Genomic DNA, 23,446 nt, shown 5'->3' on the forward strand with positions numbered 1-23,446 from the left:
GGGTTCAGGCGCTCTTGGTCAGTTGGGGCTCTTGCCAACCAATGCGCCGCGAGATCGCAGCCGCTTCTTCCCGCAATTGCTGGGCACGAGGGTGGTTCGGGTCGTCCGGCATCCGATCGGCGCGATCCGCCAGCGTCAGCGCCGCAACCATGCGACCGGCGCGGTCGAACAGCGGTGCGCTGAGCGCAGCGACCTCAAGGCCGTTGCGGTTCACCGTGGAGCGGGCGACGCCCTCCCTGCGGATCGCTTCGAGCTGCTCTTCGGACACGCTGTCGATCGGCTGGGAATGGTCCACGCGCGCTTGTTCCCTCTCCACCAAGGGATGCCACCGCGTGCGAGGCAACCATGCGCAGAAGGCCAAGCCCGTGGCCGAAGCTTGCGGCGAGACCACGTGGCCGGAAACGAGATCGCGCACGGCAGGATCCGGCCCTGGCTCCCATCGCACCACCGTTGCCCCTTCATTGGCCCACAGACCCAGGCCGACGATGCCCTTGAGGCGGTCGGCCAGATCCGGCAGTGCGTGGTGGATCAGGCGCTGCGCGCGAAGGAGATCCAGTTTGCTGTCGGATGGATCGTCCGCGCCCGCGCCGAGATCGTGCGGGTGCGCCACCATGTAGCGCCCACCGCCGAACGCCAGCGGACGCACTGGCATGCGGCGGAATTGGTCCACCTGGCCGAGGAACACGGCATGGTCCCCACCGGGGTAGGTGGCGATTTTCCGGCATTCAATGAAAGCAGCGCAACCGCGGATCAGCGGCATGCCGCTCTCGCTGATGTCGATCGGCAGGCCCCCGAACTTGTCCGCACCCGATCGCGCGAAACGTTGCGACACCTCGATCTGGTCTTCCGCCAGGATGTTGACGGCGAAGTGATCGCTGTCTTGAAATGCAGGGTAGCTCAGCGCCTTGAGCGACTGGCTCCAGAGCACCATCGGAGGATCGAGCGACACCGAACTGAAGGAGTTGGCCGTGACACCGTGGGCTTGCCCCTGGCTATCTCGTGTGGTGACCACGGTGACGCCGGTCACAAACGTCCCGAAGACGTCGCGCAATTGCCGCTGGGTTTCGTTCTGCATGATCGGCTCTTCGTCAGGCTGAAGCCGCCACGGCCTTTTCGGCCGAGCCGCGGTACACCTCGGGCACCTCGATGTGGAACAGGCGCGCGGCATTGAGGCCGATGATCTTGGCCTTCTCCTCGCGGGTGACGCCCGCGAACGAATCGATGACCTCCTGGGAGTGCGGCCACGTGCCTTCCAGGTGAGGGTAGTCGTTGCCCCACATCACGGCGTCGATTCCCATCCATTTGCGCGTTTCGATGCCGATGGGATCGTCCTGAAAACTCGCGTGGCCGTGCATGCGGAAATACTCGCTCGGCTTGTGCTTGAGCTTGGGACTGACCCAGAAGGCGTGCTTCTCGTAACCGTGGTCCATGGCCCACAGGGCATACGGCACCCAGCCCGCGCCAGCCTCGATGGTGGCGAAATAGAGCTTGGGGAAGCGGTCGAAGACGCCGCTGCTGCAGATCTGCACCACGGGCTCGAGCACGGTGTTCATGGCGTGCACCACGTAGTTGAGGATCGCACCGCCATTGCCGCTGGCGCTGCGGGGGTCCTTGCCAGTGCCCGCGTGGAATAGCACCGGCAGATTTGTGTCGCTCAACGCAGCCCACACCGGGTCGTAAGCTGGGTCGTTGTAGCCCCGCTTGCCCACCAGGGGCGGCATCATCACCGAGTGAAAGCCGAGCTTGGCCGCGCGCTGAATTTCGGCCACACAGGCGTCGATGTCGGCGGGGGCCACGCAGGCTGCGGGGAAGCTGCGCGGGCGGTTCGCAAATGCCTCGGCGGCCCAGTCGTTGTACACGCGGCACATGGCGACGTTGAGCTCCGCATCGGGCGATGACCAGTTGGCCAAGCCCTTGTTCGGGAACACGATTTCCGCGTCGATGCCGTCGTAGTCCATGTCGCGGTAGCGCCGGTCGTCGAAGTTGCCCACCTTCTGGAACATGGCGCCACGCGTGCGGTCTAGCCGGGGGCGGTCGTCGGTCTGGGCGTCTTGAAACACCTCCACGTCCACGCTTTCGTCGCGCGGCGCTTCGCGAATTTTCGAAGGCCGGCGGCCCTCTTGCAGCATCCACTTCTGCCCCTTGTCGTCCACTTCGATGCGCGGAATTCGCGACTTGAAGCGTTCTTCGATGCGCGTGGACCAAAGGTCCATCGGCTCGTTGACGTGGGCGTCGGCAGAGACGACGAAGAAGTCTTTGAGGCTTTCCTTGGTGTACGGAAGAGAGGCGGTCATCTTTCGGTCCTGTGCTGGTTGCAAGATTAATATTAGATAGCTGATATGCTACATCAGAATATGCGGTAGCACCACAGCTGTTGGAAACAGGCGGGTATATTCGGCAAAGACAGCGTTATGTTGGAGAGGAAGATCAGTTATGGGGCGTCCCAAGGCAACATCGAAAGCGGAAGGCGGCGGCATTGCACAGCAGGGCGTCATCGACTCGCGCCGGCTGCTGTATTTCTTCCACGTCGCTCGCACCGGCAGCTTCACCATTGCCGAGACGGTGCTGAACGTGGCGCAGTCGGCCATCAGCCGGCAGATCCAGCTGTTGGAAAGCGAGCTCGATGCGCAGCTGTTGCTGCGCAATGGCCGCGGGGTGTCGCTGACGCCTGCGGGTGAGATCGTTTTCGAGAAAACGAAAGGGATCCTGGACGACATGAGTGGCACCATCGAGCGGCTGCGCCTGGCGCGGCACAGCCCGTCGGGTCAGATCAGCGTGGCGTCCTTTGCCAGCGTGATGTCGGTGATCCTGCCGGAGGTGATCCGGCGCTTCTCGCATGTGCATCCCGAGATCGAGATCACTGCGCGCCAAGGTGCCACCGGTGAGGTGTTCGACCAACTCGCGCGCGGTGATGTGGATGTGGCCATCCTCTCGCAGCCCGCGCCAGCCAAGCGGGTGTTGCAGCACAAGCTGCTGGTCGAGCCGATATTTCTCGTGGCGTCGAAGAACCACCCGATCGCGTCCAAGCCCTATATCGATCGCGAGGAACTAGCCGAGCTCGAATACGTGCTACCGGCTTCCGCGCATGGCCTGCGCCAATTGATCGAGCAGTTTCTTCCTGCCGACACTTCGCTGGTGTGCCCGTTCCGTGTCGACAGCACGCCGCTGATCAAAGCCATCGTGCGCGGAGGGAGGTACTGCACGCTCATGCCGCAGCTGACCTTTGCGCCGGCCGAAGAGCCCGCACCCCAGGACTTCGTGTTGATTCCGTTGCGGCCCAAGTTCACGCGCACCCTGGTGGTTGCCACTCTGGCCGAACGTGCGGACAACCCGCTCGTCTCGGCGTTCATGAAGGAAGTGGTTGCGGTGTTCAAACAGTATTCGGCCACGCAAGGCACTTGAGCTCAGGGTTCTGGGTATTTCGGAATAAGATATCTGAAATGCCTCATAAGTCTGAGTCGCCCCAAGGGGCATTGTGTCGGGGGTTCGCGCAAGAAACTTCATCGCCTCCGCTGCGCTGGAGCTTGCCGGTCATGTTGTTGATCCAGGTGGCGACGTCGGCCGCCAACCTGGCGCCCGCAGTGGCGGCCCCCGCTCTGTTGTCACCCTTGGGCTTGTCGCCGGTAGCGGTCGGGTTTTACGTCGCCTTGCTCTACGCGTCGGCGATGGTGTCGGCGCAGCTCGGTCCCATGCTGGTGCGCCGATGGGGCCCGGTTCGTACCAGCCAATGGGCGCTGACGGTGAGCGCTGTCGGCCTGGTACTGGTCGGCATACCGCAGGTGGGCGTGGCGGCGGTGGGCACTTGTCTGGTCGGTGTCGGCTGTGGCCCGGTGGTGCCCGCGGGCGCCGACATGCTGGTGCGCGCGACACCGCCCGGGCGCGTCGCCCTGGCCTTCTCCATCCGCCAAACCGGCGTGCCTCTGGGCGGGGTGCTCGCGGGCTTGCTGGTGCCACCGGTGAGCCTGGCGTGGGGTGGCCAAGGCGCGATGATCGCGGCGGCCGGCTTTTGCGTCATCGTGGCGTTGGCCGCGCAAGGCCTGCGGCCGCACTTTGACAACCGAACCGATCCATTGAGCGCTTGGCCGAGTCTGTCGAGCATGGCACAACCCATCCGCACCGTGCTGGATGAGCCCCGGCTTCGTGGCGCCGTGCTCGGCTCCACGCTGTATGCGGCCATGCAGGTGTGCGTGGCGTCGTATCTGGTGGTGTATCTGACGCGCGACCTGGGCTGGAATGTGGCGGTGGCGGGCTTGGGCCTGGCCGTCGCGCAGATCGGTGGGGCGCTGGGGCGTGTGGCATGGGGCGCTCTGGCCGACGGCCCCGCGCAATACGACGGCACGATGCGCCTGCTGATCGGCGCCATGGCGCTGTCCGGCTTCGCCATGGTGCTGCTGCCTCAGGGGCAGGAGACGCTTCCAGCATTGCTCTTGCTGGGCCTTCTCGGTGCCAGCGCGATTGGCTGGAATGGCGTGTTCTTCGCACGGCTGAGCCAGTTGGCGCCGCACGGCCAGATGGCTGAGGCGGTGGCGGGCGGGGTCTTCTTCAACTACCTGGGGGTGGTGATCGGCCCGGCCATCTTCGGTGTGGCGGCAGCGGGTCTGGGCTCGCACGGTTGGGCCTACGCCCTGTTTTCCGTGCCGCTGGCGGTCTTGTGCGTCGCCTTGTGGCGAGCCCCGACGGACGGGGCCAGACGCGCGGCGTGATTCACTTTTTGGATAGCTGCTATGGCTGACCCAGGCTGAGAGAAGCGCCGATGCGTCGGCACAATCGTCTGCATGAACTTGCACCCACCTGCGACGCCGACCTACTGTCAGGAGCCCACGCCGCCTCGCCTGGTGCTGCCCCCCGGCGCATGCGACACCCACGTGCATGTGTTCGGCCCCGCATCGCGTTTTCCGTTGGCCGTCAGCGGCCAAGCCGCGCCCGCCGATGCCCCCAAGGAGACGCTCTACGCCTTGCACCGGCACCTGGGCATCCAGCGCTGCGTGATCGTGCAGTCTGCCGTGCACGGCCTGGACAACGCGGTGACCGAGGACGCGATTGCCCATGGCGAAGGTCGTTACCTGGGCGTGGCCCTGGTGCCGCTGAGCGTGGACGACGCCGAGTTGGCGCGCCTGGCCCGTGTGGGGTTTCGCGGCGTGCGCTTCAACTTCATGAAGCACCTGGCGCCAGCGGGCGGCATCGACGAGATCGTCGCTTTCACGCGGCGCCTGGCGCCTCTGGGCATGCACTTGCAGGTGCATTTCGAAAGCGCGCTCATCCACCACCTGGCGGGTCCGCTGGCGCAAAGCGCCGTGCCCGTGGTGATCGATCACATGGGGCGCGTGGATGCCTCGCTCGGCCCCGAGCACGCCGACTTCGCCGCGTTGCGCCAGTTGATGCGCAACCCCTTGTTCCGCGTCAAGGTCAGTGGGATCGACCGGGTCTCACCGTTCGCACTGGGGCAAGCCGCGCCGGACTATGCCAGCGGCATCGCGCTGGCGCGGGTGCTGGTGCGCGAGTTCCCCGAGCGCTGCCTGTGGGGCAGCGACTGGCCGCACCCCAACCACACCCACGTGCCCGACGATGGCGCGTTGGTCGACGCGCTGACGCAGATCGCGCCCGACGCCCGTACCCGCGAGCAGTTGCTGGTGCGCAATCCCCTTGAGTTCTACCGTTTCGAGATCTGATCCCATGCACACCGACCCTTCCCGCCTGAAGCCGATTGCGCCAGGCACCCGGCCCGAGCTGGCCGCGCAGGAGGCGCGCATTGCCGCCGCGCGCGGCCGCGTCTCCCCGCTCTACCAGGTGCTGCTCAACAGCCCGCCCATCGCCCATGGCTGGGAGCAGATGCTCTCGGCGGTGCGCAACCACAGCAGCCTGAGTGCTGCCGTGCGGGAACTGGTCATCCTGCGCGTGGCCGTGCTCAACCGCGCGCCCTACGAATTCGATGCACACGTGCCGCACGCACAGGCAGCGGGCGTGTCGCAGGCCGCCATCGACGCCACACGCCGTGTCCCGATGGCGGTCGACAGCCCGTGGCGTGATGACGAACGCGTGGCACTGGAACTGGCCGACGCGATGACGCGCGACGTCGAAGTGCCCGATGCGCTGTTCGCCCGGGTGGAGGCGCTTTTCCAGGGGCAACAGCTGCTCGATCTGGTCGCCACCGTGGCGGCCTACAACATGGTCTCGCGCCTGCTTGTGGCGCTCCGCGTGGGGCACTGAAGCGCGCCAGAAAAGGGCCTCGAAGGATCAATCGGTACGCCGTACCGAGGACAGATAGTCCATGTTGATCTGCATGCCCCAACCCGGGCCTGTGGGTAGCCGGTAGACGCCGTTGTCGAAAGGGCGCGCGGCCTGGTTGCCGATCAGTTGGTAGAAGAACGGGTCGCGCCAGGGCAGCATGACCTCGGCGACAAAGCCGTTGGGCACGCCGGCCGACATCATCAGGCCGATCTGCGGTTCGAGGTGTTGCAGCACATGTACCTGGTGCGCATGGGCCAGCGCGGCCACGCGGCGCCATTCGGTCGGGCCTGCGCCCCAGCTGGCGTCGAAGTTGCAGATGTCGATTGCGCCGGCGTTCAGGAGGTCGCGGCAGCCGAAGCGCGAGAGTTCGCTTTGCCCGGCCGCAATGGGAATGCCTGAGACGGCGCGCACCACCGCCATGTCCGCGCGGTCGTTGTCCCAATGGCAGGGTTCCTCCAGCCAGGCCAGGCTCAGGTCTTTCACGCGCGTGGCGAACTCGAGCGCCTGTGGCCGTGTCCAGCCCTGGTTGGCGTCGCAGGCCAACATGAAGTGATCGCCGCCCGCACGGCGCACGGCCTGCGCGCGCAGCGCATCCTCGGCGGGCGACAGCGCGCCCAGCTTGAGTTTCATGCCGTGGATGCCGAAGGCTTTCAGCTCGGCCACCTCGTCGGCCAACGCCCCCAGGTCGTTCTCCTGGCGGTAGTAGCCTCCGAGCGCGATCACCGGCACCTCGGTTTTCGCGCCGCCCCACAGCTGGTGGATCGGCGCACCCGCCAGCTTGCCCACGGCGTCGTGCAGGGCGCTGTCGATGCAAGCCTGCGCGCGCAGCGCGACGCGCCGGTCGCGCAGAAAGGGTTCGGTCGCACGCCGCGTCCGTGCCCACAAGTCCTCGATGGCACACACCGGTTGGCCCAGCAGCAGCGGTTCCAGCTCATCGTGGATGAGCCGGCGCACCGCCGGCTGGAGTTCGTCGTCGTTCCCGTTGAAGCATTCGCCCACGATCCCGGCGTCGGTGTGGACGCGGGTGACGATGGTGCAGCGGTGGGTCAGCTTGAGCGTGGAGCCGGCCGCGACGCGGTCCAGCTTGACTTTCAGAGGGATGGTTTCAATGCGCGTGATGCGCACCGACATCCAGTCGTTGGCGGGAACAGCGGAGGCAGAAGAGGCGGTGGAGGTCATCGGGAACCGTGTCGTGATGGCTCGAAAGTCAGAAAGCGCTCGAACACCGTGCGGCGCACGTTCTGGAACAGCGGGCGTATGCGGCCGGACCATTCGGTCGCGCGCACGGCCAGCCAGGGATCGGAGCGCAAGGTGTCTGGGGTGGTGAGGTCGTAGCAGGCGTAGGACGCGGGATGGCCTTGCAGGTCGGCCAGTCGGCGCGCCCGCACCGTGCCCGGCACGGCGGCCAGGGCCGGCAGGTGCTCGGTGTTGTACCAGTCGATCATCGACTGGGCGTGCTCGGGGGCGATATCGAGTTCCACGGCGTAGTGGTAGGGCGCCCGTTCGGCCGATGAAGCGCCGGCTTCGTCCTGCCGCGGCGCGAGCAGGGCGAACTCCATCGACGTGGTCACCGGCAGCACGGCCTGCTCCACCAGGGCGCGCACGCCATCGCACAGCGACGGGGATGCGGCGGTGCCGGGGTGCAGCCAGAGATAGAGGTACAGCCGCGAGCCATCGAGCGCGCGCACCGCGTCCGCACAGGCGATGGTGTCGGCGTGCTGGTTGGCGAGCGAGTGCGCCAGGTGGCGCACCGTGTCGAGCAGGCCGTTGCGGTGCAAGTCCGCGTCCGCGGTGGTGGCCCAGCGGATCAGCAGCGCGGATTGCATGGAGCGCTGGGGTGCAGTGGGACTCATTCGGCCGTGATCCCCGCGGCCTTGATGATGCGCGTCCACTTCACCGTCTCGGTCTCCATGAAGCCACCGAAGTCGGTGGACTTCTGGTAGCTCACCAGCACGCCCTCGGGCGCAAAACGCGCGGCCGTGGTGGGTGCGGCCATGATCTCGCCGATGGTGCGCGAGAGCGTGTTGACGATGTCCGCGGGCGTGCCAGCCGGCGCGAGCAGGCCCCACCAGTTGTCGGCCTCGTAGCCCGGGTAGCCTGCTTCGGCCATGGTCGGCACGTCGGGCATGGTGCTCTGGCGCTTGCTGCCGCTCACCGCCAGCGCCTTGAGCCGTCCGCTCTTCACGTTCGGCAGCGAGGACAGGACGGAGCCAATGGAGATGTCGGCATGGCCCGCCACCACGTCGGCCATGGCCGGCCCCGCGCCCTTGTAGGGAATGTGCAGCAGCTCGGTCTTGGTCTGGTCCATGAACATCTCGCTGGCCAGGTGGAAATAGCTGCCGGTGCCGGACGAGACGAAGGACAGCTTGCCCGGCTGCTTGCGGGCCTGCTGCACCAGATCGTCCACCGTGCGCAAACCCAGCCTGGGCGTGGCCGTGATGACGACGGGCGCCGCCATCACGCGCGCCACGGGTGTGAAGCTCTTGAGCGCGTCGTACGGCATCTTCTTGTAGATCGACGGGTTGGCCACGTGCGGCGTGGACACCAGCAACAGCGTGTAGCCGTCGGCCGGCGCCTTCGCGACGGAATCGGACCCGACGACGCCGCCCGCACCGCCCTTGTTCTCGACCACGAAGGGCTGGTGCAACTTCTTTTGCAGCTCATCGGCCAGGAACCGTCCCACGGTGTCGTTGCTGCCGCCCGGCGTGAAAGGAATGACGACCTTGACGGGCCGGTTCGGGTAGGCCTGGGCCAAGGCGGCTGCGCAAGTGGCCGAGAGCAGGGCGGTGATGGCCAGTGTCTTGAAGGATGTCGAGAGGGCGTTGAAAGGGACCACGGTTGTCTCCGGTGTTGGGATGTGGGGCCGATTCTTCGCGCTTTTGAAAGTGCGGTGAATAGAATACCGACTACATCTGATATCCATATTCCGGATAGATCGCGTTGGAACTCAAACTGATCGAATCGTTCGTGCGCGTCGCCGAGATGGGCAGCTTCAGCCGCGCCTCTGCGGCGCTGGACATCCCCCAGCCTTCGCTCAGCCGGCACGTGCGGCAGCTCGAGCAGGAGATGCGCAGCCACCTCTTCGTGCGCACCGGCCGCGGCGTCGAGCTCACCGAAGCGGGGCAATGCCTGCTGTCGTATGGCCAGGCCATTCTCGAACTCACGCGCAAGGCCCACGCGGAAATGGATGCCTTGCAGGGCAAGTTCACGGGCCGCGTGACGGTGGGCCTGCCGCCGCGCGTGGCCCAGGTGCTGGCGCCCGTGCTGGTGAAGAGTTTCAGGAGCCGCTGGCCGAAGGCGGCGATCTCCATCTCGGAAGGGCTGTCCGTGTCCTTGCGCGAGGACCTCATCCTGGGCCGCATCGAGATGGCCGTTCTGTTCGATCCCGCGCCCACCCCGAAGCTCGAGTGGCAAAGCCTGTTCCGCGAGGAGCTGGTGCTGTGTGGCCGGCCGACGCGCACGCACCCGCTGCCGGCCAGGATCGAGGCGGCAGCGCTGTCGCACTACCCGGTCATGCTGCCGGCCATGCCCAACGCCATCCGCTCGCTGATCGAGACCCACTGCGGTGCGCGCGGCATCGTGCTCAACGTGGTGGCCGAACTGGACTCCGTGCAGAGCCTTCTGAAATTGGCGGTCGACGGGCAGGGCTACGCCATCGTGCCGCGCGGCTCGGCCAGCCACCTGGCGCCCGGCGTGAAGCTGTCGTCGATCGAGAAGCCCGCCATTCGCAACAACCTCGTGCTGGCTTATTCGCGGCAGCGCCTGCTCTCGCGCCTGGGGCAGGCCACCTTCGATCTGATCGTCGCGCACGACTTGGGCGCGCTGCTCACGAACTGAGGCGCTACTTGGCGAAGCGCCTGCGCGTGAGCGCCAACGCCAGCCAGAAACCGCCCACCGTGTAGGCCAGCAGCACCGCGCTGTGTGCCCAGGCATCGGTGGGCCATTGGTCCATGAACAGCGGGCGCACCAGCTCCACCGCGTGCGTCAGGGGCAGCAGGTTGGAGAAGTGCCGAACGACTTCGGGCAGTTGCTCGCGTGGGAAAAACACGCCCGAGAGAAACATCATGGGCGTGAGGAAGAGCGTGAAGTAGTAGGTGAAGAAGTCGTAGCCCTTGGCCAGGGCGTTGAACACCAGCGCGATGCACGAGAAGGTGATGCCCACGCCCAGAAGCACGGGCCAGGCCAGCAGCAGCTTGGGCGAATGGCTGATGCCCAGCGCCAGCATCACGCCCAATATCGCGGTGACCGAGAACAAGGCCTTGAAACCCGCCCACAGCATTTCGGCCAATACCACGTCGTCCAGGCTCACCGGCGCGTTCATGATGCCGTCCCAGGTCTTCTGCACGTGCATGCGGGAAAAGGCCGAGTACAGCGCCTCGAACGTCGCCGCGTTCATGGCGCTCATGCAAATGCTGCCACTGGCCAGGAACAGGATGTAGGGCACGGCCACGCTGCCTTGCGGCGTGCCGATGTTCACCTGCCCGACGAGAGCGCCCATGCCGTAGCCGAAGGCGACCAGCCACATCAGCGGCTCGGCGATATTGCCGACCAGGCTGGGAATGGCGAGCTTGCGCCAGACCAGCAGGTTGCGCAGGAAGACGGGCCACCAGCGGCGGGAGAGGCGTGGCACGGACCAAGGTGAAAGGGTGGCGTTCATGTCTATCCGTCTTCCCGAATCTGCCGACCGGTGAGTTTGAGAAAGAGGTCTTCCAGGTTCGCCGGCCGGTGCAGCGTGCGCAAATGGTGGTGCTCGCCCAGCGCGGCCAACAACGGCATGGCCTGCGCGGTGTAGAAGAACACGGTCTCGCCACTCACTTCCACACGCGCGGCCAGGGCGCGAAGCGCGGCATGTTCCTCGCCGTGCGCGAGCGAGAGCGCACCGTTGCCATACACCTCCACCACATCGGGTTCCAGATGTTGTGCGATCAGCTCGCGCGGTCGGCCCTCGGCAATCTTGCGGCCGTGGTCCAGCACCAGCAGACGCGAGCACAGGCGCTCGGCCTCGTCCATGAAGTGCGTGGTCAGCAGGATGCTCTTGCCTTGCTGCAGCAGCATCTGCAAGCGCTCCCACATGAGGTGGCGCGCTTGCGGGTCCAGGCCGGTGGTGGGCTCGTCGAGCATCAGCAGGCGCGGGTCGTTGACCAGGGCGCGCGCCAGCGACAGCCGCCGCTTCATGCCGCCGGAGAGCTCGCCTGGTTTGGCCTGCGCCTTGTGGCCCAGCGCCGCGAAGTCCAGCAGCCGGGGAATGCGCTCGCGGATGGTGGCGGTGGGAATGCCGAAGTAGCGCCCGTACACCAGCAGGTTTTCCGCGCAGTCGAAGTCGGGGTCGAGCGTGTCCATCTGGCTCACCACGCCCAGCTGCGCCTTGATGGCCAGCGCGTCGCGCGGCATGTTCTGGCCGAAGGCGGTGATGCTGCCGCCATCGGGCGCGGTCAGGCCCAGGCACATGCGGATGGTGGTGGTCTTGCCCGCCCCGTTGGGCCCGATCACACCCAGGCATTCGCCAGGGCCGATGGCAAAACTCAGGTCGTTCACCACGGTGGCCTCGCCGTAGCGCTTCACCAGGTGCTGGCATTCGAACAGGGCGTCTTTCATGTGCCGGCATTGTGCCCGCTGCGCCTGTGCCCCCCAGGGCCGGCCTCTACAATGCAGGGCCGCCTGCCCCGCCAGCCTTCCTTCGCGCTCCGCCATGTCTCTCGCCGTTTCCTTGCAGTACCTCTACCCGAAGCGCGCCATCACGGACTTCGCACATTGGGTGGCCAATGGCCGTTGGGGTGGCATCACGCAGTGGATCATCCGCCGCTTCATCCGCAAGTACGGCGTGAACATGGCCGAGGCCGCGAACCCCGAGCCCACGGCCTACGCTTCGTTCAACGAGTTCTTCACCCGCGCCCTGCGTGCCGGCGCCCGACCGCTGGCCGATGCCGCCTACGTCTGCCCGGTGGACGGCGCGATCAGCCAGTTCGGCGCCATCGCGCGCGACCAGATCTACCAGGCCAAGGGCCACACCTACAGCACGCGCGCGCTGGTGGGCGGCGACGCCGCGCTGGCCGCGCAGTTCGACGACGGCGCGTTCGCCACGATCTACCTCAGCCCCAAGGACTACCACCGCATCCACATGCCCGTGGCAGGCACCTTGCGCCGCATGATCCATGTGCCGGGTGAGCTGTTCTCGGTGAACCCGGCCACCGCGCAAGGTGTGCCCGGGCTGTTCGCGCGCAACGAGCGCGTGGTCTGCGTGTTCGACGCGCAGGTGGGCGAGGCCACCGTGCCCTTCGTGCTCGTGCTCGTGGGCGCCACCATCGTCGGCAGCATGGCCACGGTCTGGCATGGCATCGTGAACCCGCCGCGCCCGGGCACGGTGCGCGAGTGGTCGTACGAGGACAGCCCTGTGCACCTGCAACGCGGGGATGAGATGGGCCGCTTCCTGCTCGGCTCCACCGTGGTGCTGCTGTGGCCGCGCGACACCATCGCCTTCAACGCCGACTGGGCACCGGGCAATACCGTTCGCCTGGGCGAAGCCATGGGCGATGCGCTCTGAATCCGTTTTTGAAAGCACCCCATGACCACGCTCGGCACCCCTTTGTCTCCCTCGGCCACCAAGGTCATGTTGCTGGGCTCCGGTGAGCTCGGCAAGGAAGTGCTGATCGCGCTGCAACGCCTGGGCGTGGAGACCATCGCGGTCGACCGCTACGACAACGCACCGGGCCAGCAGGTGGCGCACCACGCGCGCACCATCACCATGAGCGACCCGGCGCAACTCAAGGCCTTGATCGAGGCCGAGCGCCCGCACCTGGTGGTGCCCGAGATCGAAGCCATCGCCACACCGATGCTGCAGGAGCTCGAAGCGGCGGGCACCGTGCGCGTGATCCCCACCGCGCGGGCCGCGCGCCTCACCATGGACCGCGAGGGCATCCGCCGCCTCGCCGCCGAAACCCTGGGCCTGGCCACCAGCCCTTACCGGTTCTGCGATTCGCTGCAAGAGCTTCAGTCTGCTATTGACGATGGCATCGGCTACCCCTGCATCGTCAAGCCGGTGATGAGCAGCAGCGGCAAGGGCCAGAGCAAGATCGATGGCCCGGCCGACGTGCAGAAGGCCTGGGACTACGCCATGGCCGGTGGGCGCGTGGGTCCGGGGCGCGTCATCGTCGAAGGTTTCATCGACTTCGACTACGAGATCACCTTGCTCACCGTGCGCGCGCTCGATGCGAGCGGCCAGGTCGAAACGCAGTTCTGCGAACCGATCGGCCATGTGCAGGTCAGCGGCGACTACGTGGAGAGCTGGCAACCTTGCCGCATGACGCCCGAGGCCCTGAAGGCGGCGCAGCACATCGCCAGGACGGTCACCGAAGACCTCGGTGGCCAGGGCCTGTTCGGCGTGGAGCTGTTCGTCAAGGGCGACCAGGTCTGGTTCAGCGAAGTGAGCCCGCGCCCGCACGACACCGGCATGGTCACCATGATCACGCAGTGGCAGAACGAATTCGAGCTGCACGCGCGCGCCATCCTCGGCTTGCCGGTGAGCACCGCGCTCAAGAGCCCGGGCGCCAGTGCGGTCATCTATGGCGGGGTGGAGGCGCAGGGCATTGCGTTTGATGGCGTGGACGAAGCGCTGCGCGTGCCGCAGACCGAGCTGCGCCTGTTTGGCAAACCCGAGAGCTTCAGCAAGCGCCGCATGGGCGTGGCGCTCGCGTTCGACGCCGATGTGGAAAAGGCCCGCACGCAGGCCAAGTTGGCTGCGTCGAAGGTGAAACCGCGCTCGGCCTGAAGCACGCCGAATTTTTTTTGCATCCGGCTGCATCCAAACGCCCGGTTGGTTCGTAGTGGAGGCAGTGGCGCGGTTTTGCGCTGCTGCCCACAACCCCAATCTCGAGGAGTTTTGCCATGCTGTTCAAATCCACCCTGGTCGCTGCTGCGGCGCTGGCCCTGACCGCCTGCGCGTCCAACATGGGCGCCCCCATGATGTATTCGCAGGCCAGCCTGCCCGAGGCGGTGAAGGTGCCGGCCGGCCACAAGGTCGCCTGGGAAACCGTGGGCGTCGGCCAGATCACCTACGAATGCAAGGTCAAGGCCAACATGCCCGGCCAGTTCGAATGGGTCTTCGGTGGGCCTGACGCCCGTCTGCTGGACCGCAGCGGCAAGCAAGTGGGCAAGTACTATGGCCCGCCCGCCACCTGGGAAGCCATGGACGGCTCCAAGTTCACCGCCACGCAAGTCGCCGTGGCCCCCAACGGCGCCCAGAACATTCCACTGCAACTCGTGAAGGCCAACCCGGTCATGGGCTCCGGCGCACTCACCGGCGTGACCTACACCCAGCGCGTGGCCACCAAGGGCGGCATCGCGCCGAGCTCGATGTGTGGCGCGGGCAACGTGGGTGCCAAGCAAGTGGTGCAGTACCAGGCCGACTACATCTTCTACAAGGCATCCTGATGCCACGCGCTTGACGCAGCCAGCGCGGCCGTCGTCAACGCCCACGGATCGGCTAGTATGGCCGGCAGTTCGAGGCACGGTGTGCAAGCGCACAACGTGCCTCGCTTCTTCCGCCCTGCGAGACCGACCGATATTGAGCCTGTCCGAAACGAACGCCTTCGACCACGATGCTGCCCTGGCTGCCTGTGCGCAGGGCGATCGCGCAGCCTTGCGCCGCCTGTACGAGCAAGAAGGCCGCTTTCTCCTGGGTGTGGCCTTGCGCATCGTGCGCGACCGCGCCACCGCCGAAGACGTGCTGCACGACGCTTTCATGAACATCTGGACCCGCTCTTCCACCTTTGACGCCAGCCGTGGTGCGGGCCGTGGGTGGATGGTCGGGGTGGTGCGACACCGTGCGCTGGATGCCGTGCGCGCCAACACCCGCACCGTGTCGGTCGACGAAGACGCCCTGGACGCGTTGCAGGGCGACGACGTGGCTGCAGCCCCCGACATGGCCGATGCCTTTGCCGTGCGTGCCGATCTGGGGCGGCTTGACGAATGCCTCGCTCGCCTGGACACGGCCAAGCGCAACTGTGTGCTGTATGCCTACCTGGACGGCTGCACCCACGCCGAGATCGCCGAGCGTGTGGGCTCGCCGCTGGGTTCGGTGAAGGCCTGGATCCGGCGGGGCTTGGCTTCGTTGAAGGAGTGCCTGGCATGAGCGCCGCACGGCCGCTCCGAAGGCGCTCGGCCCCGCAGTGCGTAGCACGGAGGGTCGTCCAGTGAGCGCGCCCACCTACGATCCTATCGACGATCTGGCGGCCGCCTACGTGCTGGGCACGCTGTCGGCCACACGCCGCCAAGAGGTGCAAGCGCGCATCGCCACCGACGCCGCGCTGCGCGATGCGGTGGACGGCTGGGAAGGGCGCCTGTTGCCTTTGACCGCGCTGGTGGAGGCGGTGCAGCCGTCGTCCGCGCTGTGGACGCGTATTGAAAAATCCATCGCACCGGCAACCGCACCAGCGCCCGTTGCCACCAGATCGCGCGCCCCCGTGGCCCAGGCCAACGCTTGGCAGCGCTGGTGGAGCAGCCTGGGTTTGTGGCGCGCAGTGGCGGCCACGGGCTTTGCCGCTGCCTCGGTGGTCGCGCTGCTGCCGTCCACGGGTCTGTTCGCGCCCGCCGCGCCGCAGTACATGGTGGTGCTCGTCGCGCCCAATGGCACGGCACCCGGTTGGGTGGTGCGCACCGACGGCAAGGACGCGCTGAGGCTCTCGCCCCTGGGCACCGCCACCGCTGTGCCCGAGCAGCGTTCGCTGCAGTTCTGGACCAAGGCGGACGACTGGAACGCGCCGGTGTCGCTCGGTCTGGTGCAGCCCGGTCAGCCGCTGGAGGTCAAGCTTGACCGGCTGCCACCGCTGGTGCCCAACCAGCTGTTCGAGATCACGCTGGAGCCCTACAACGGCTCGCCCACCGGTCGCCCGACCGGGCCCATTCTCTACATCGGGCGCGCGGTCCAGCTGGGTTGAAACTGTTGCGTGTGCTCAGGGCGCGATGCCCGCGTCCTTGATGAACTTGTTCCACTTCGTGCTTTCCGCCGCCTGGTAGCGCGCCAGATCTTGCGCCGTGCCGCCGGCGACGTCGGCGCCCAGTTCGCTGAGGCGCTGACCCAGTTCGGGGGTGCGCAGGGCGGCGTTGATGGACTGGTTGAGCTTGGTCGTGACGTCCGCCGGCATGCCCGCAGGGCCGAACACGCCGTACCAGACGGTGACGTCGAAACCGGGCAGCCCGGACTCGGCGATGGTCGGCACCTCGGGCATCAGCGAGGAGCGCTTGGGCGTGGTGACCGCCAAGGCCTTGAGCTTGCCGCCGCGCACCAGCGGCAACACCGTGGGCATGCTCTCGAAAGCCATTTCGACGCGGCCACCGGTCAGGTCGAGCAGGGCCGGGGCGCTGCCCTTGTAGGCCACGTGGGTGATCTCCACGCCGGCCATGCGCTTGAAGAGCTCCCCCGCGAGGTGCTGCATGGAGCCATTGCCGACCGAGGCGAAGTTGTAGCTGTTGGGGTGGGCCTTGAGGTAGGCGATCAACTCCTTCACCGAGTTGGCCGGCACCGAGGTGGGGACGACCAGCACGTTGGGCACGGTGCCCACGAGCACGATCGGCGTGAACGACTTCACCGGGTCGTAGGGCAGGCCGGGCACCATGCTCAGCGCGGTGGCATGGGTGCCGGGACTGCCCAGCGTGAGGGTGTAGCCGTCGGCCGGTGCCTTGGCCACCTGATCGGTGCCCATGGTGCCGGAGGCGCCGGGCTTGTTCTCCACCACCACCGGCTGGCCGAGAGATTTCGAGATCTCGTTGCCGATGGCGCGCGAGAGCACGTCGTTGCCGCCCGCGGGCGCCCAGGGCGAGATCCATCGGATCGGCTTGTTGGGAAATGCCTGTGCGTTGGCCAGCCCTGCCGTGGCGACGGCGCACAGCGCTAACAGCAGACGGGGTAGGAGCTTGTTCATGGTCGGGTTCCTTTCGCTTGAAAAACTATGAGCCATCCATCTCTCAATGGGACCGCAAGGCGCGTTCCACGAAATCGAGGCGGTCCTGCCCGAAGTGCAGGTCGCCGTCGATGACGAAGCTGGGCACACCGAACACGCCTGCGGCCATGGCTTCGGTGGTGCCGTTGTCAAAGCGCGTGCGCATCGCCGGCGTGTCGGCCTGGGTCAGCAGGGCATCGCCATCAAGCCCTTCGCCGCGCGCCATCTGCGCGAGCGTGGAGGCCTGCGAAATATCGAGGTCGTGCACCCAGACGCCGGCCAGCATGCGCTGCGCCAACGGCCAGACGACCGCGCTGCCGTGGGTGTCTTCGGCCGCCATCAGCAGTTGCGCGGCGAGCGCTTCGTCCACCGGATGGTGGGCGGGCTTCGCATTGACCGGCATGCCCAGCCAATCGGACCAGCGCTGGCGTTCGCGCGCTCGAAACGCCTGGCGCGCGGGCGACATCGCGGCCAGCGGCGTGCCGCCGGTTTCGCGGAACACGCGCAGCAGATCGATCGGGCGGTAGAGCACGGTGGCCTGGGCGTCGCGCACGATCTCGTGAAAGCGCGGACCGCCGAAATACACCCAGGGCGAGAGCACCGAGAAGTAGAAAGTGACGGTCTTGCTGCTCATGCTGCGGCCCCGCGCGGCAGCACCACGGCATCGAGCGCGAGCACGCCTTGGCCGGTGGGAAACACGCGCAGCGGGTTGATCTCGATCGATTCCACCGACTCGGCGTGGCGCACGGCCAGTTGCGACAAGCGCACGATCGCATCGGCCAGCGCCTCCACGTCCGCGGCGGGCGCGCCGCGGTGGCCTTGCAGCAGTGGGTAGGCGCGCAGTTCGCGCAGCATCTCGTGGGCCTGTTCGTGCGACACCGGGGCAATGCGCAGCGCCACGTCGTTGAACAGTTCGACGAACACCCCGCCGAGGCCGGCCACGATCACCGGGCCGAAGATCGGGTCGCGCTGCACGCCCACGATGAATTCCAGACCCGGGCCCACCATGGGTGCCACCAGCGCGCCTTCGATGCGCGCGTCGGGCGCTTCGCGGCGCACACGCGCCATCATCTCGCGCCAGGCGTTCGCCAGTGCGTGGTCGTCGCGCAGGTTCAGGGCCACGCCGCCCACCTCGGTCTTGTGCACGATGTCGGGCGAGAGCACCTTGAGCACGATCGGGTAGCCGGTCTTGCGCGCTGCGGCAATGGCCTCTTCGGCGGTCGTCACCACCTGTTCGGTGGGCGCCGCGATGCCGCACAGGTTCAGCACTTGCTTGGCGGCATGCTCGGTGCGCGCCTCGGCCAGGGACTGGGCGCTCAGTTCGGGCAACAGCGGGATCGCCTGCCGCAAGGGGCGGGCGGCGCGGTAGCGTTGCCGCGCCGAGGCCAGCGACTTGAGCGCTGCCACCGCGCGCATGGCGCGCGTGGTGTCCTCGAACAGCAGGTAGCCGGCGTCCTGCATCTGCTGTGACAGCGCTGCTGGCGCGAGCATGGACAGCACCAGCAAGACCTGCGGAAACTCCTGCCGCAGCCGCGTGAGGATGTCGGCCAGCGGCGCCTGCAGATGCGGCGCGTGTGGCATGGCGGTGAGGAACAGCAACACGCATTCGTAGTGACCTTCCTGCAGCATGGTGCGCAGAAAGGTTTCGAACACCTGCATGTCGGCCCAGATCTGCGCCGTACCGTCCACCGGGTTGCGCACCGATGCGTGCGGCAGCAGCGCCTGCAGCTGCGCCTGTGCGGCGGCTGGCATGGGGGTGAGCTCCAGGCCGTGCTGCTCGGCGGCATCGGCCGTGAGCACACCGATGCCACCCGAGACGGTGAACACGCCCACGCGGCCCTCGCGCGGCATCACGCCGGTGGCGCAGGCGCGGGCGACGTCGAAGAAATCTTCCACCGAATGCGCGCGGTGCACGCCGTATTCGTGGAACAGCGCGTCGAACACGCGGTCGTCACCGGCCAGTGCGCCGGTGTGCGACTGCACGGCCGCACGACCCACGTCGGAGCGACCCGCCTTCACCATGATCACCGGTTTGCCCGCGGCCTGCGCCAGCGCCAGTGCCTTGATCAGGCGCTGTGGTGACTTGCAGCCTTCCATGTAGCCCATGATCACGTCGGTATGGGGGTCCTGCGCGAAGTGGGCGATGCAGTCCGCCAGCTCCACGTCGCACTCGTTGCCGGTGGTGACCCACGCGCCCAGCGGCAGGCCCCGCTCGCGCGCCATCACCAGCGCCTGTCCACCGAAGGCGCCGCTCTGGCTCACCAGCGCCACGCGCCCCAGCGGTGGCAAGCCCAGATCGACCATGAACGCGAAGGTGCCGAGAAAGCCGGTGCGCAGGTTCATGAAGCCCATGCAGTTCGGGCCGAGGATGCGCATGCCGCTGTCGCGCGCGATCGCGCCGAGCTCTTCCTGCGCCGCCCGGCCTTCTTCGCCGACTTCGGCGAAGCCCGAGCTGAACACCGTCACCGCGCGCACACCGCGTTCGGCGCACAGGCGCACCGCAGGCAGCACCGCCTGGCCGGGCAGCGCAACGATGACATGGTCCACCGGCGCGGGAATGTCGGCCAGACTGGCGTACGCGGGCAGGCCTTGCACCTCGGTGGCGCGTGGGTTGACCGGATAGATCGGCTTGCTGAAACCGTGCGTGCGCAGAAACTTCACCGGGCGTCCGCCGATCTTGGTGGCGTCGGCGGAGGCGCCGAGGATGGCCACCGAATGCGGGTTCAGCAGCGCGTCCAGCGAGCGGGGATGCGCCCGGGCTTGAAGAACGGGGTGGTTGCTCAGGTCGGTCATGCTTTCTGGATCCTGTTGGGGTCGCGGGCGGCGAAGAACGCCGCAACGAGACCTTGCGTCTGTTCGGAGGCGGCCAGGCGCAGGTAGGTCTCGCGTTCCTGCTGTGCACCTTGGTCGAAAGGGCGTTCGGCGGCGAGCGCGATGAGCGTGATGGCGTCTTGTGCCGCCTCGCGGTCGGCCCAGCGTTCGGTGGCGAGCGCGCGGTGGTGCGCAATGAGCGCTTCGGACGCAGCGCCGCCCGGCACGGCTTGTTCTGCGGTGCGCCGCCACGGCAGCCGGCCTTGGGCGATGGCCAGGGCGTGCGCCGCGGCCGTGTTGCGCAAGTCACCATCCTCGGGCACCACCGCGTCCAGCAAGCCAGCCGCCAGCGCCGTGGCCGCGTCCATGGGTTGCGCGAGCACCACCGTGCGCAGAGCGGCCTCCACGCCGACCAGGCGCGGCAAACGCTGCGTGCCGCCCGCACCCGGCACGAAACCGAGGTTCAACTCGGGCAGCGCGAGCAGGGCGTCGTGCGCGCCCACCCGGGCGTGGCAGGCCATGGCCAGCAGCACGCCGCCGCCGATGCTCTTGCCCTGCAAGGCGACCACGACCGGCTTGGGAAAACGCTCCACGAGTTCGGCGAGTTCGCCCAATGGTGTGCTGCCCGGCGGGTCCGGTTGGCCGACTTCGCGCAGGTCGCCGCCACCCGAGAACATGCGGCCGGCGCTGGCGATCACCACGGCCTGGGTGTCCGCGTCGTCGCGCACCGCCATCAGCACGTCGAGCAGGGCCCGGCGCACGCGGCGGTTCAACGCATTCACCGGCGGGTTGCGGATCTCCAGCAGCGCAACGCCGTCGCGGTGGCGGGTGTCGACGACGGGCGCATCTTCGAGCAGGGGTGTCTGGCCAAGGGCATTCATGGGCGCAGTGTGGACCAGATGGTGATTCTTAAATACTGAGTTGTTTTGATCATTCGATTCCATAATCGAATCAAATGAAGCAAGCACCTTTCTCCTCGCCCGTCAGCGGCGTGCGCCTGTCGCACCTGCAGTTGTGCCGCGCACTCGCGGCGTCTGGCACCGTGCACGAAGCCGCGCGCCTGCTGCACCGCACGCAGCCCGCGGTGACCAAGATGTTGCAGGAGCTGGAGGCTTCGCTGGGCGTGCGCCTGTTCGAGCGCGGCCGGTTGGGCACGCGGCCCACCGCGAGCGGCCTGGCGTTCCTGCACCGGGCCGAGGTCATGCTCAACGAATGGGGCATCCTGCGCGACGAGTTGCAGGCCATCGAAAAGGGCGAGGCCGGCATGCTGCGCGTGGGTGCGACGCCGATCATGTTGCTGTCCTTGCTGCCGCGTGCCATGGGTCGTTTCATCGAGCGCCGGCCGGGCATGGTGGTGCGATTTCGGGAAGGCTCCATCCACGACCTGCTGTTGGCGCTCGATGCGGGCGAAGTGGACTGCGTGGTTGGTCGTTTCTCCGGTGAGCTGCTGGCCAGCGAACCCATGCGCACCTTGCGCGTGGAGCGGCTCTACGACGAATCGCTGGCCATCGTCGCGGGCGCCAGCCTGCCGCTGGCGCGCCGGCGGCGGCAGATCGGTTGGCAGGAACTGGCCGATGCGCGCTGGGTGCTGCCGCCACCGGAACTGGTGACGCGCCAGTTGCTCAGCACCGAGTTCATCCGCGGGGGAGTGACGCCGCCACGGCCCTTGATGGAATCTTCCTCGTTCACCACCAGCCTGGCGCTGGCGCACGAACTTCAGACCCTGGCCCTGGTGCCGTTGGATGCGGCCAAGCTGGCCGAGCGGCATGGCCTGGTGCGCGTGCTGCGCACGCCGATGTCATCTTTCTCCGCGCCCATTTCCATCGTGCAGCGGTCCAGCTCGCTGCAGGGCGAGGTGTATGCGGATTTTCTGGCGGCGGTGCGGGCGGCGGCGGGTCAGGCGCGCGCGTGAGCTACTGAAACGCCACCTCCGCAAAGCTCCTCAGCTTGCGGCTGTGCAACTGGTCCGTGCCACCCTCGCGCAGGATCTCGATCGCCCGGATGCCGATGCGCAAATGCTGGTCGACCCGCTCGCGGTAGAAGTGGTTGGCCATGCCGGGCAGCTTGATCTCGCCGTGCAGCGGCTTGTCGCTCACGCACAGCAAGGTGCCATACGGCACACGGAAACGAAAGCCGTTGGCCGCGATGGTGGCGCTTTCCATGTCCAGCGCCACGGCGCGCGATTGCGAGAAGCGGCGCTGCGGCATGTTGTCGGGCAGCAGCTCCCAGTTGCGGTTGTCGGTGCTGGCCACGGTACCGGTGCGCATGATGCGTTTGAGTTCGGCCGGTGGCACGCCGGTGACGTCGGCCACGGCGGCTTCGAGCGCGAGCTGGATCTCGGCCAGCGCGGGAATGGGCACCCACAGCGGCAGTTCTTCGTCGAGCACATGGTCTTCGCGCACATAGGCGTGCGCCAGCACGTAGTCACCCAGTTGCTGGCTGGTGCGCAGGCCGGCGCAGTGGCCGAGCATGAGCCAGGCGTGCGGGCGCAGCACGGCGATGTGGTCGGTGATGGTCTTGGCGTTGGCCGGGCCCACGCCGATGTTGACCATGGTGATGCCGCTTCTGTCTTCGCGCAGCAGGTGGTAGCCCGGCATCTGCGGCAGGCGCGGTGGCGCGTGGCCGAGTTCGTCGACCGGCTCGGCCGCCAGGCCGCTGCGGCGCGTGACCACGTTGCCGGGTTCGATGAACGCGACGTACTGGCTGTCGGGGTCGGCCATTTCGGCGCGGCCGAGCTTGATGAATTCGTCGATGTAGAACTGGTAATTGGTGAACATGACGAAGTTCTGGAACCACTCGGGCGCGGTGCCGGTGTAGTGGCGCAGGCGCTGCAGCGAATAGTCCACGCGCGGCGCGGTGAAGAGCGAGAGCGGATGCGCCTCGCCCGCCAAGGGTTCGTAAGTGCCGTTGGCGATGCCGTCGTCCATGGCCGTGAGATCGGGCAGGTCGAATACGTCGCGCATGAGGGCGCGGCGCATCGCGTCCATGCTGCCTTCCACGTGGTCGTGCTCGGCGAACGAGAAGTGGATGGGGATGGGCTGCGTGCTCGTGCCCACCTCCAGTTCGCCGCCGTGGTTGGCATGCAGCAGGCGGAACTGCTCCAGGTAGTAGTCGGCGTAGAGGTCCGGGCGCGTGAGCGAGGTTTCGTACCGGCCCGGGCCGGCCACGAAGCCGTAGCTCAAGGTGTTGGGTGCCTGGCCCGAGCCACTGCCCTGGCGCAGCACGCTGTGGCTGTGCAGGCGCACGTAGGGGTAGCAGGCCCGCACATGGACCTGGGTGTAGTCGCCCCCGGAGACGAAATCCCGCATGGCCTGGCGCAGGAAGTCGATGCTGTTCTGGTAGATGCGCTGCACCTGGGCCAGGGCTTCGGCGGGGTCTCGGAAGGTTTTGGGGGCGGTAAAGTCGGGCGATTTGTGCATGGCGCTATTGTGGCGCGCGGCTGCGCACCGCCGGCACGCCACCTGAAGGAAAAA

The 23,446-nt window shown here is 67.3% G+C and carries 23 protein-coding genes; 11 read left to right on the forward strand and 12 right to left on the reverse strand.

Annotation, left to right across the window (positions count from 1 at the left end):
• Positions 1–4: 4 nt before the first annotated feature.
• A complete protein-coding gene (locus tag F9K07_RS05150; RefSeq protein ID WP_159590031.1) occupies positions 5–1,075 on the reverse strand; it encodes a flavin reductase in 1,071 nt (356 codons plus the stop codon).
• 13 nt (positions 1,076–1,088) lie between these two features.
• The gene (locus F9K07_RS05155) at positions 1,089–2,294 is read right to left on the reverse strand and encodes an amidohydrolase family protein (RefSeq protein WP_159590033.1); all 1,206 of its coding nucleotides are present in this window, start codon (positions 2,292–2,294) and stop codon (positions 1,089–1,091) included.
• 139 nt (positions 2,295–2,433) lie between these two features.
• On the opposite strand from F9K07_RS05155, the gene F9K07_RS05160 reads away from it, so the two are divergent.
• The 4 genes from F9K07_RS05160 to F9K07_RS05175 all read left to right on the forward strand — a co-directional run bounded on the left by F9K07_RS05160 (position 2,434) and on the right by F9K07_RS05175 (position 6,207).
• Positions 2,434–3,402 carry a LysR family transcriptional regulator gene (locus F9K07_RS05160; RefSeq protein WP_159590035.1) on the forward strand — a complete coding sequence of 323 codons (969 nt, stop codon included), beginning with the start codon at positions 2,434–2,436 and terminating at the stop codon, positions 3,400–3,402.
• 131 nt (positions 3,403–3,533) lie between these two features.
• Positions 3,534–4,703, forward strand: a complete 1,170-nt coding sequence (locus F9K07_RS05165; protein ID WP_159590037.1) for an MFS transporter — start codon at positions 3,534–3,536, stop codon at positions 4,701–4,703.
• 72 nt (positions 4,704–4,775) lie between these two features.
• Entirely contained in the window at positions 4,776–5,669 is an 894-nt protein-coding gene (locus F9K07_RS05170; protein ID WP_159590039.1) for an amidohydrolase family protein, read from the forward strand.
• A gap of 4 nt (positions 5,670–5,673) precedes the next feature.
• Positions 5,674–6,207, forward strand: coding sequence for a carboxymuconolactone decarboxylase family protein (locus F9K07_RS05175; protein ID WP_159590041.1), 534 nt, complete (start codon positions 5,674–5,676; stop codon positions 6,205–6,207).
• 27 nt (positions 6,208–6,234) lie between these two features.
• On the opposite strand, the gene F9K07_RS05180 is transcribed toward F9K07_RS05175, so the two are convergent.
• Genes F9K07_RS05180 through F9K07_RS05190 form a run of 3 tightly spaced genes read right to left on the reverse strand, consistent with a single transcriptional unit; the run spans position 6,235 to position 9,064 of the window.
• Positions 6,235–7,407: a mandelate racemase/muconate lactonizing enzyme family protein gene (locus F9K07_RS05180; RefSeq protein ID WP_159590043.1), complete on the reverse strand. Its 1,173-nt coding sequence runs from the start codon at positions 7,405–7,407 to the stop codon at positions 6,235–6,237.
• On the reverse strand, positions 7,404–8,054 hold the full coding sequence (locus tag F9K07_RS05185) for a DUF4286 family protein (protein WP_159590045.1): 651 nt from the start codon (positions 8,052–8,054) through the stop codon (positions 7,404–7,406). The genes F9K07_RS05180 and F9K07_RS05185 overlap by 4 nt, the downstream gene beginning before the upstream one ends.
• 23 nt (positions 8,055–8,077) lie before the next feature.
• Positions 8,078–9,064, reverse strand: coding sequence for a tripartite tricarboxylate transporter substrate binding protein (locus F9K07_RS05190; protein WP_159590047.1), 987 nt, complete (start codon positions 9,062–9,064; stop codon positions 8,078–8,080).
• Positions 9,065–9,168: 104 nt separating this feature from the next.
• On the opposite strand from F9K07_RS05190, the gene F9K07_RS05195 reads away from it, so the two are divergent.
• Positions 9,169–10,065, forward strand: coding sequence for a LysR family transcriptional regulator (locus F9K07_RS05195; protein ID WP_159590049.1), 897 nt, complete (start codon positions 9,169–9,171; stop codon positions 10,063–10,065).
• Between the two features lie 4 nt (positions 10,066–10,069).
• On the opposite strand, the gene F9K07_RS05200 is transcribed toward F9K07_RS05195, so the two are convergent.
• Positions 10,070–10,885 (reverse strand): ABC transporter permease, encoded by an 816-nt coding sequence (locus tag F9K07_RS05200; protein ID WP_159590051.1) that lies wholly within the window; start codon positions 10,883–10,885, stop codon positions 10,070–10,072.
• Positions 10,886–10,887: 2 nt separating this feature from the next.
• Positions 10,888–11,823, reverse strand: a complete 936-nt coding sequence (locus tag F9K07_RS05205; protein ID WP_159590053.1) for an ATP-binding cassette domain-containing protein — start codon at positions 11,821–11,823, stop codon at positions 10,888–10,890.
• Positions 11,824–11,917: 94 nt separating this feature from the next.
• Here F9K07_RS05205 and asd point away from each other — a divergent pair, with 94 nt between their 5' ends.
• The 5 genes from asd to F9K07_RS05230 all read left to right on the forward strand — a co-directional run bounded on the left by asd (position 11,918) and on the right by F9K07_RS05230 (position 16,160).
• Entirely contained in the window at positions 11,918–12,769 is an 852-nt protein-coding gene (gene asd / locus F9K07_RS05210; RefSeq protein ID WP_159590055.1) for an archaetidylserine decarboxylase, read from the forward strand.
• Positions 12,770–12,790: 21 nt separating this feature from the next.
• On the forward strand, positions 12,791–13,993 hold the full coding sequence (purT, locus tag F9K07_RS05215) for a formate-dependent phosphoribosylglycinamide formyltransferase (RefSeq protein ID WP_159590057.1): 1,203 nt from the start codon (positions 12,791–12,793) through the stop codon (positions 13,991–13,993).
• Between the two features lie 116 nt (positions 13,994–14,109).
• Positions 14,110–14,655, forward strand: coding sequence for a DUF3455 domain-containing protein (locus F9K07_RS05220; RefSeq protein ID WP_159590059.1), 546 nt, complete (start codon positions 14,110–14,112; stop codon positions 14,653–14,655).
• A gap of 139 nt (positions 14,656–14,794) precedes the next feature.
• Entirely contained in the window at positions 14,795–15,355 is a 561-nt protein-coding gene (locus F9K07_RS05225; protein WP_159596824.1) for a sigma-70 family RNA polymerase sigma factor, read from the forward strand.
• Between the two features lie 61 nt (positions 15,356–15,416).
• A complete protein-coding gene (locus tag F9K07_RS05230) occupies positions 15,417–16,160 on the forward strand; it encodes an anti-sigma factor (protein WP_159590061.1) in 744 nt (247 codons plus the stop codon).
• Between the two features lie 15 nt (positions 16,161–16,175).
• Here the strand turns inward: F9K07_RS05230 and F9K07_RS05235 are convergent, their stop codons facing one another.
• The 4 genes from F9K07_RS05235 to F9K07_RS05250 are packed head-to-tail and all read right to left on the reverse strand — an operon-like array spanning position 16,176 to position 20,854.
• The gene (locus tag F9K07_RS05235; RefSeq protein ID WP_159590063.1) at positions 16,176–17,144 is read right to left on the reverse strand and encodes a Bug family tripartite tricarboxylate transporter substrate binding protein; all 969 of its coding nucleotides are present in this window, start codon (positions 17,142–17,144) and stop codon (positions 16,176–16,178) included.
• A gap of 43 nt (positions 17,145–17,187) precedes the next feature.
• Positions 17,188–17,796 (reverse strand): 2-hydroxychromene-2-carboxylate isomerase, encoded by a 609-nt coding sequence (locus F9K07_RS05240; protein WP_159590065.1) that lies wholly within the window; start codon positions 17,794–17,796, stop codon positions 17,188–17,190.
• Positions 17,793–19,955, reverse strand: a complete 2,163-nt coding sequence (locus F9K07_RS05245; RefSeq protein WP_159590067.1) for an acetate--CoA ligase family protein — start codon at positions 19,953–19,955, stop codon at positions 17,793–17,795. Before F9K07_RS05245 ends, F9K07_RS05240 begins: the two co-directional genes overlap by 4 nt.
• A complete protein-coding gene (locus F9K07_RS05250) occupies positions 19,952–20,854 on the reverse strand; it encodes an enoyl-CoA hydratase-related protein (protein WP_159590069.1) in 903 nt (300 codons plus the stop codon). The genes F9K07_RS05245 and F9K07_RS05250 overlap by 4 nt, the downstream gene beginning before the upstream one ends.
• Before the next feature lie 74 nt (positions 20,855–20,928).
• On the opposite strand from F9K07_RS05250, the gene F9K07_RS05255 reads away from it, so the two are divergent.
• Entirely contained in the window at positions 20,929–21,885 is a 957-nt protein-coding gene (locus tag F9K07_RS05255) for a LysR substrate-binding domain-containing protein (RefSeq protein ID WP_159590071.1), read from the forward strand.
• A 1-nt stretch (position 21,886) separates the two neighbouring features.
• On the opposite strand, the gene F9K07_RS05260 is transcribed toward F9K07_RS05255, so the two are convergent.
• Positions 21,887–23,392, reverse strand: coding sequence for an AMP nucleosidase (locus tag F9K07_RS05260; RefSeq protein WP_159590073.1), 1,506 nt, complete (start codon positions 23,390–23,392; stop codon positions 21,887–21,889).
• Positions 23,393–23,446 lie beyond the last annotated feature (54 nt).

Source organism: Hydrogenophaga sp. BPS33, assembly GCF_009859475.1.
Taxonomy (GTDB): domain Bacteria; phylum Pseudomonadota; class Gammaproteobacteria; order Burkholderiales; family Burkholderiaceae_C; genus Hydrogenophaga.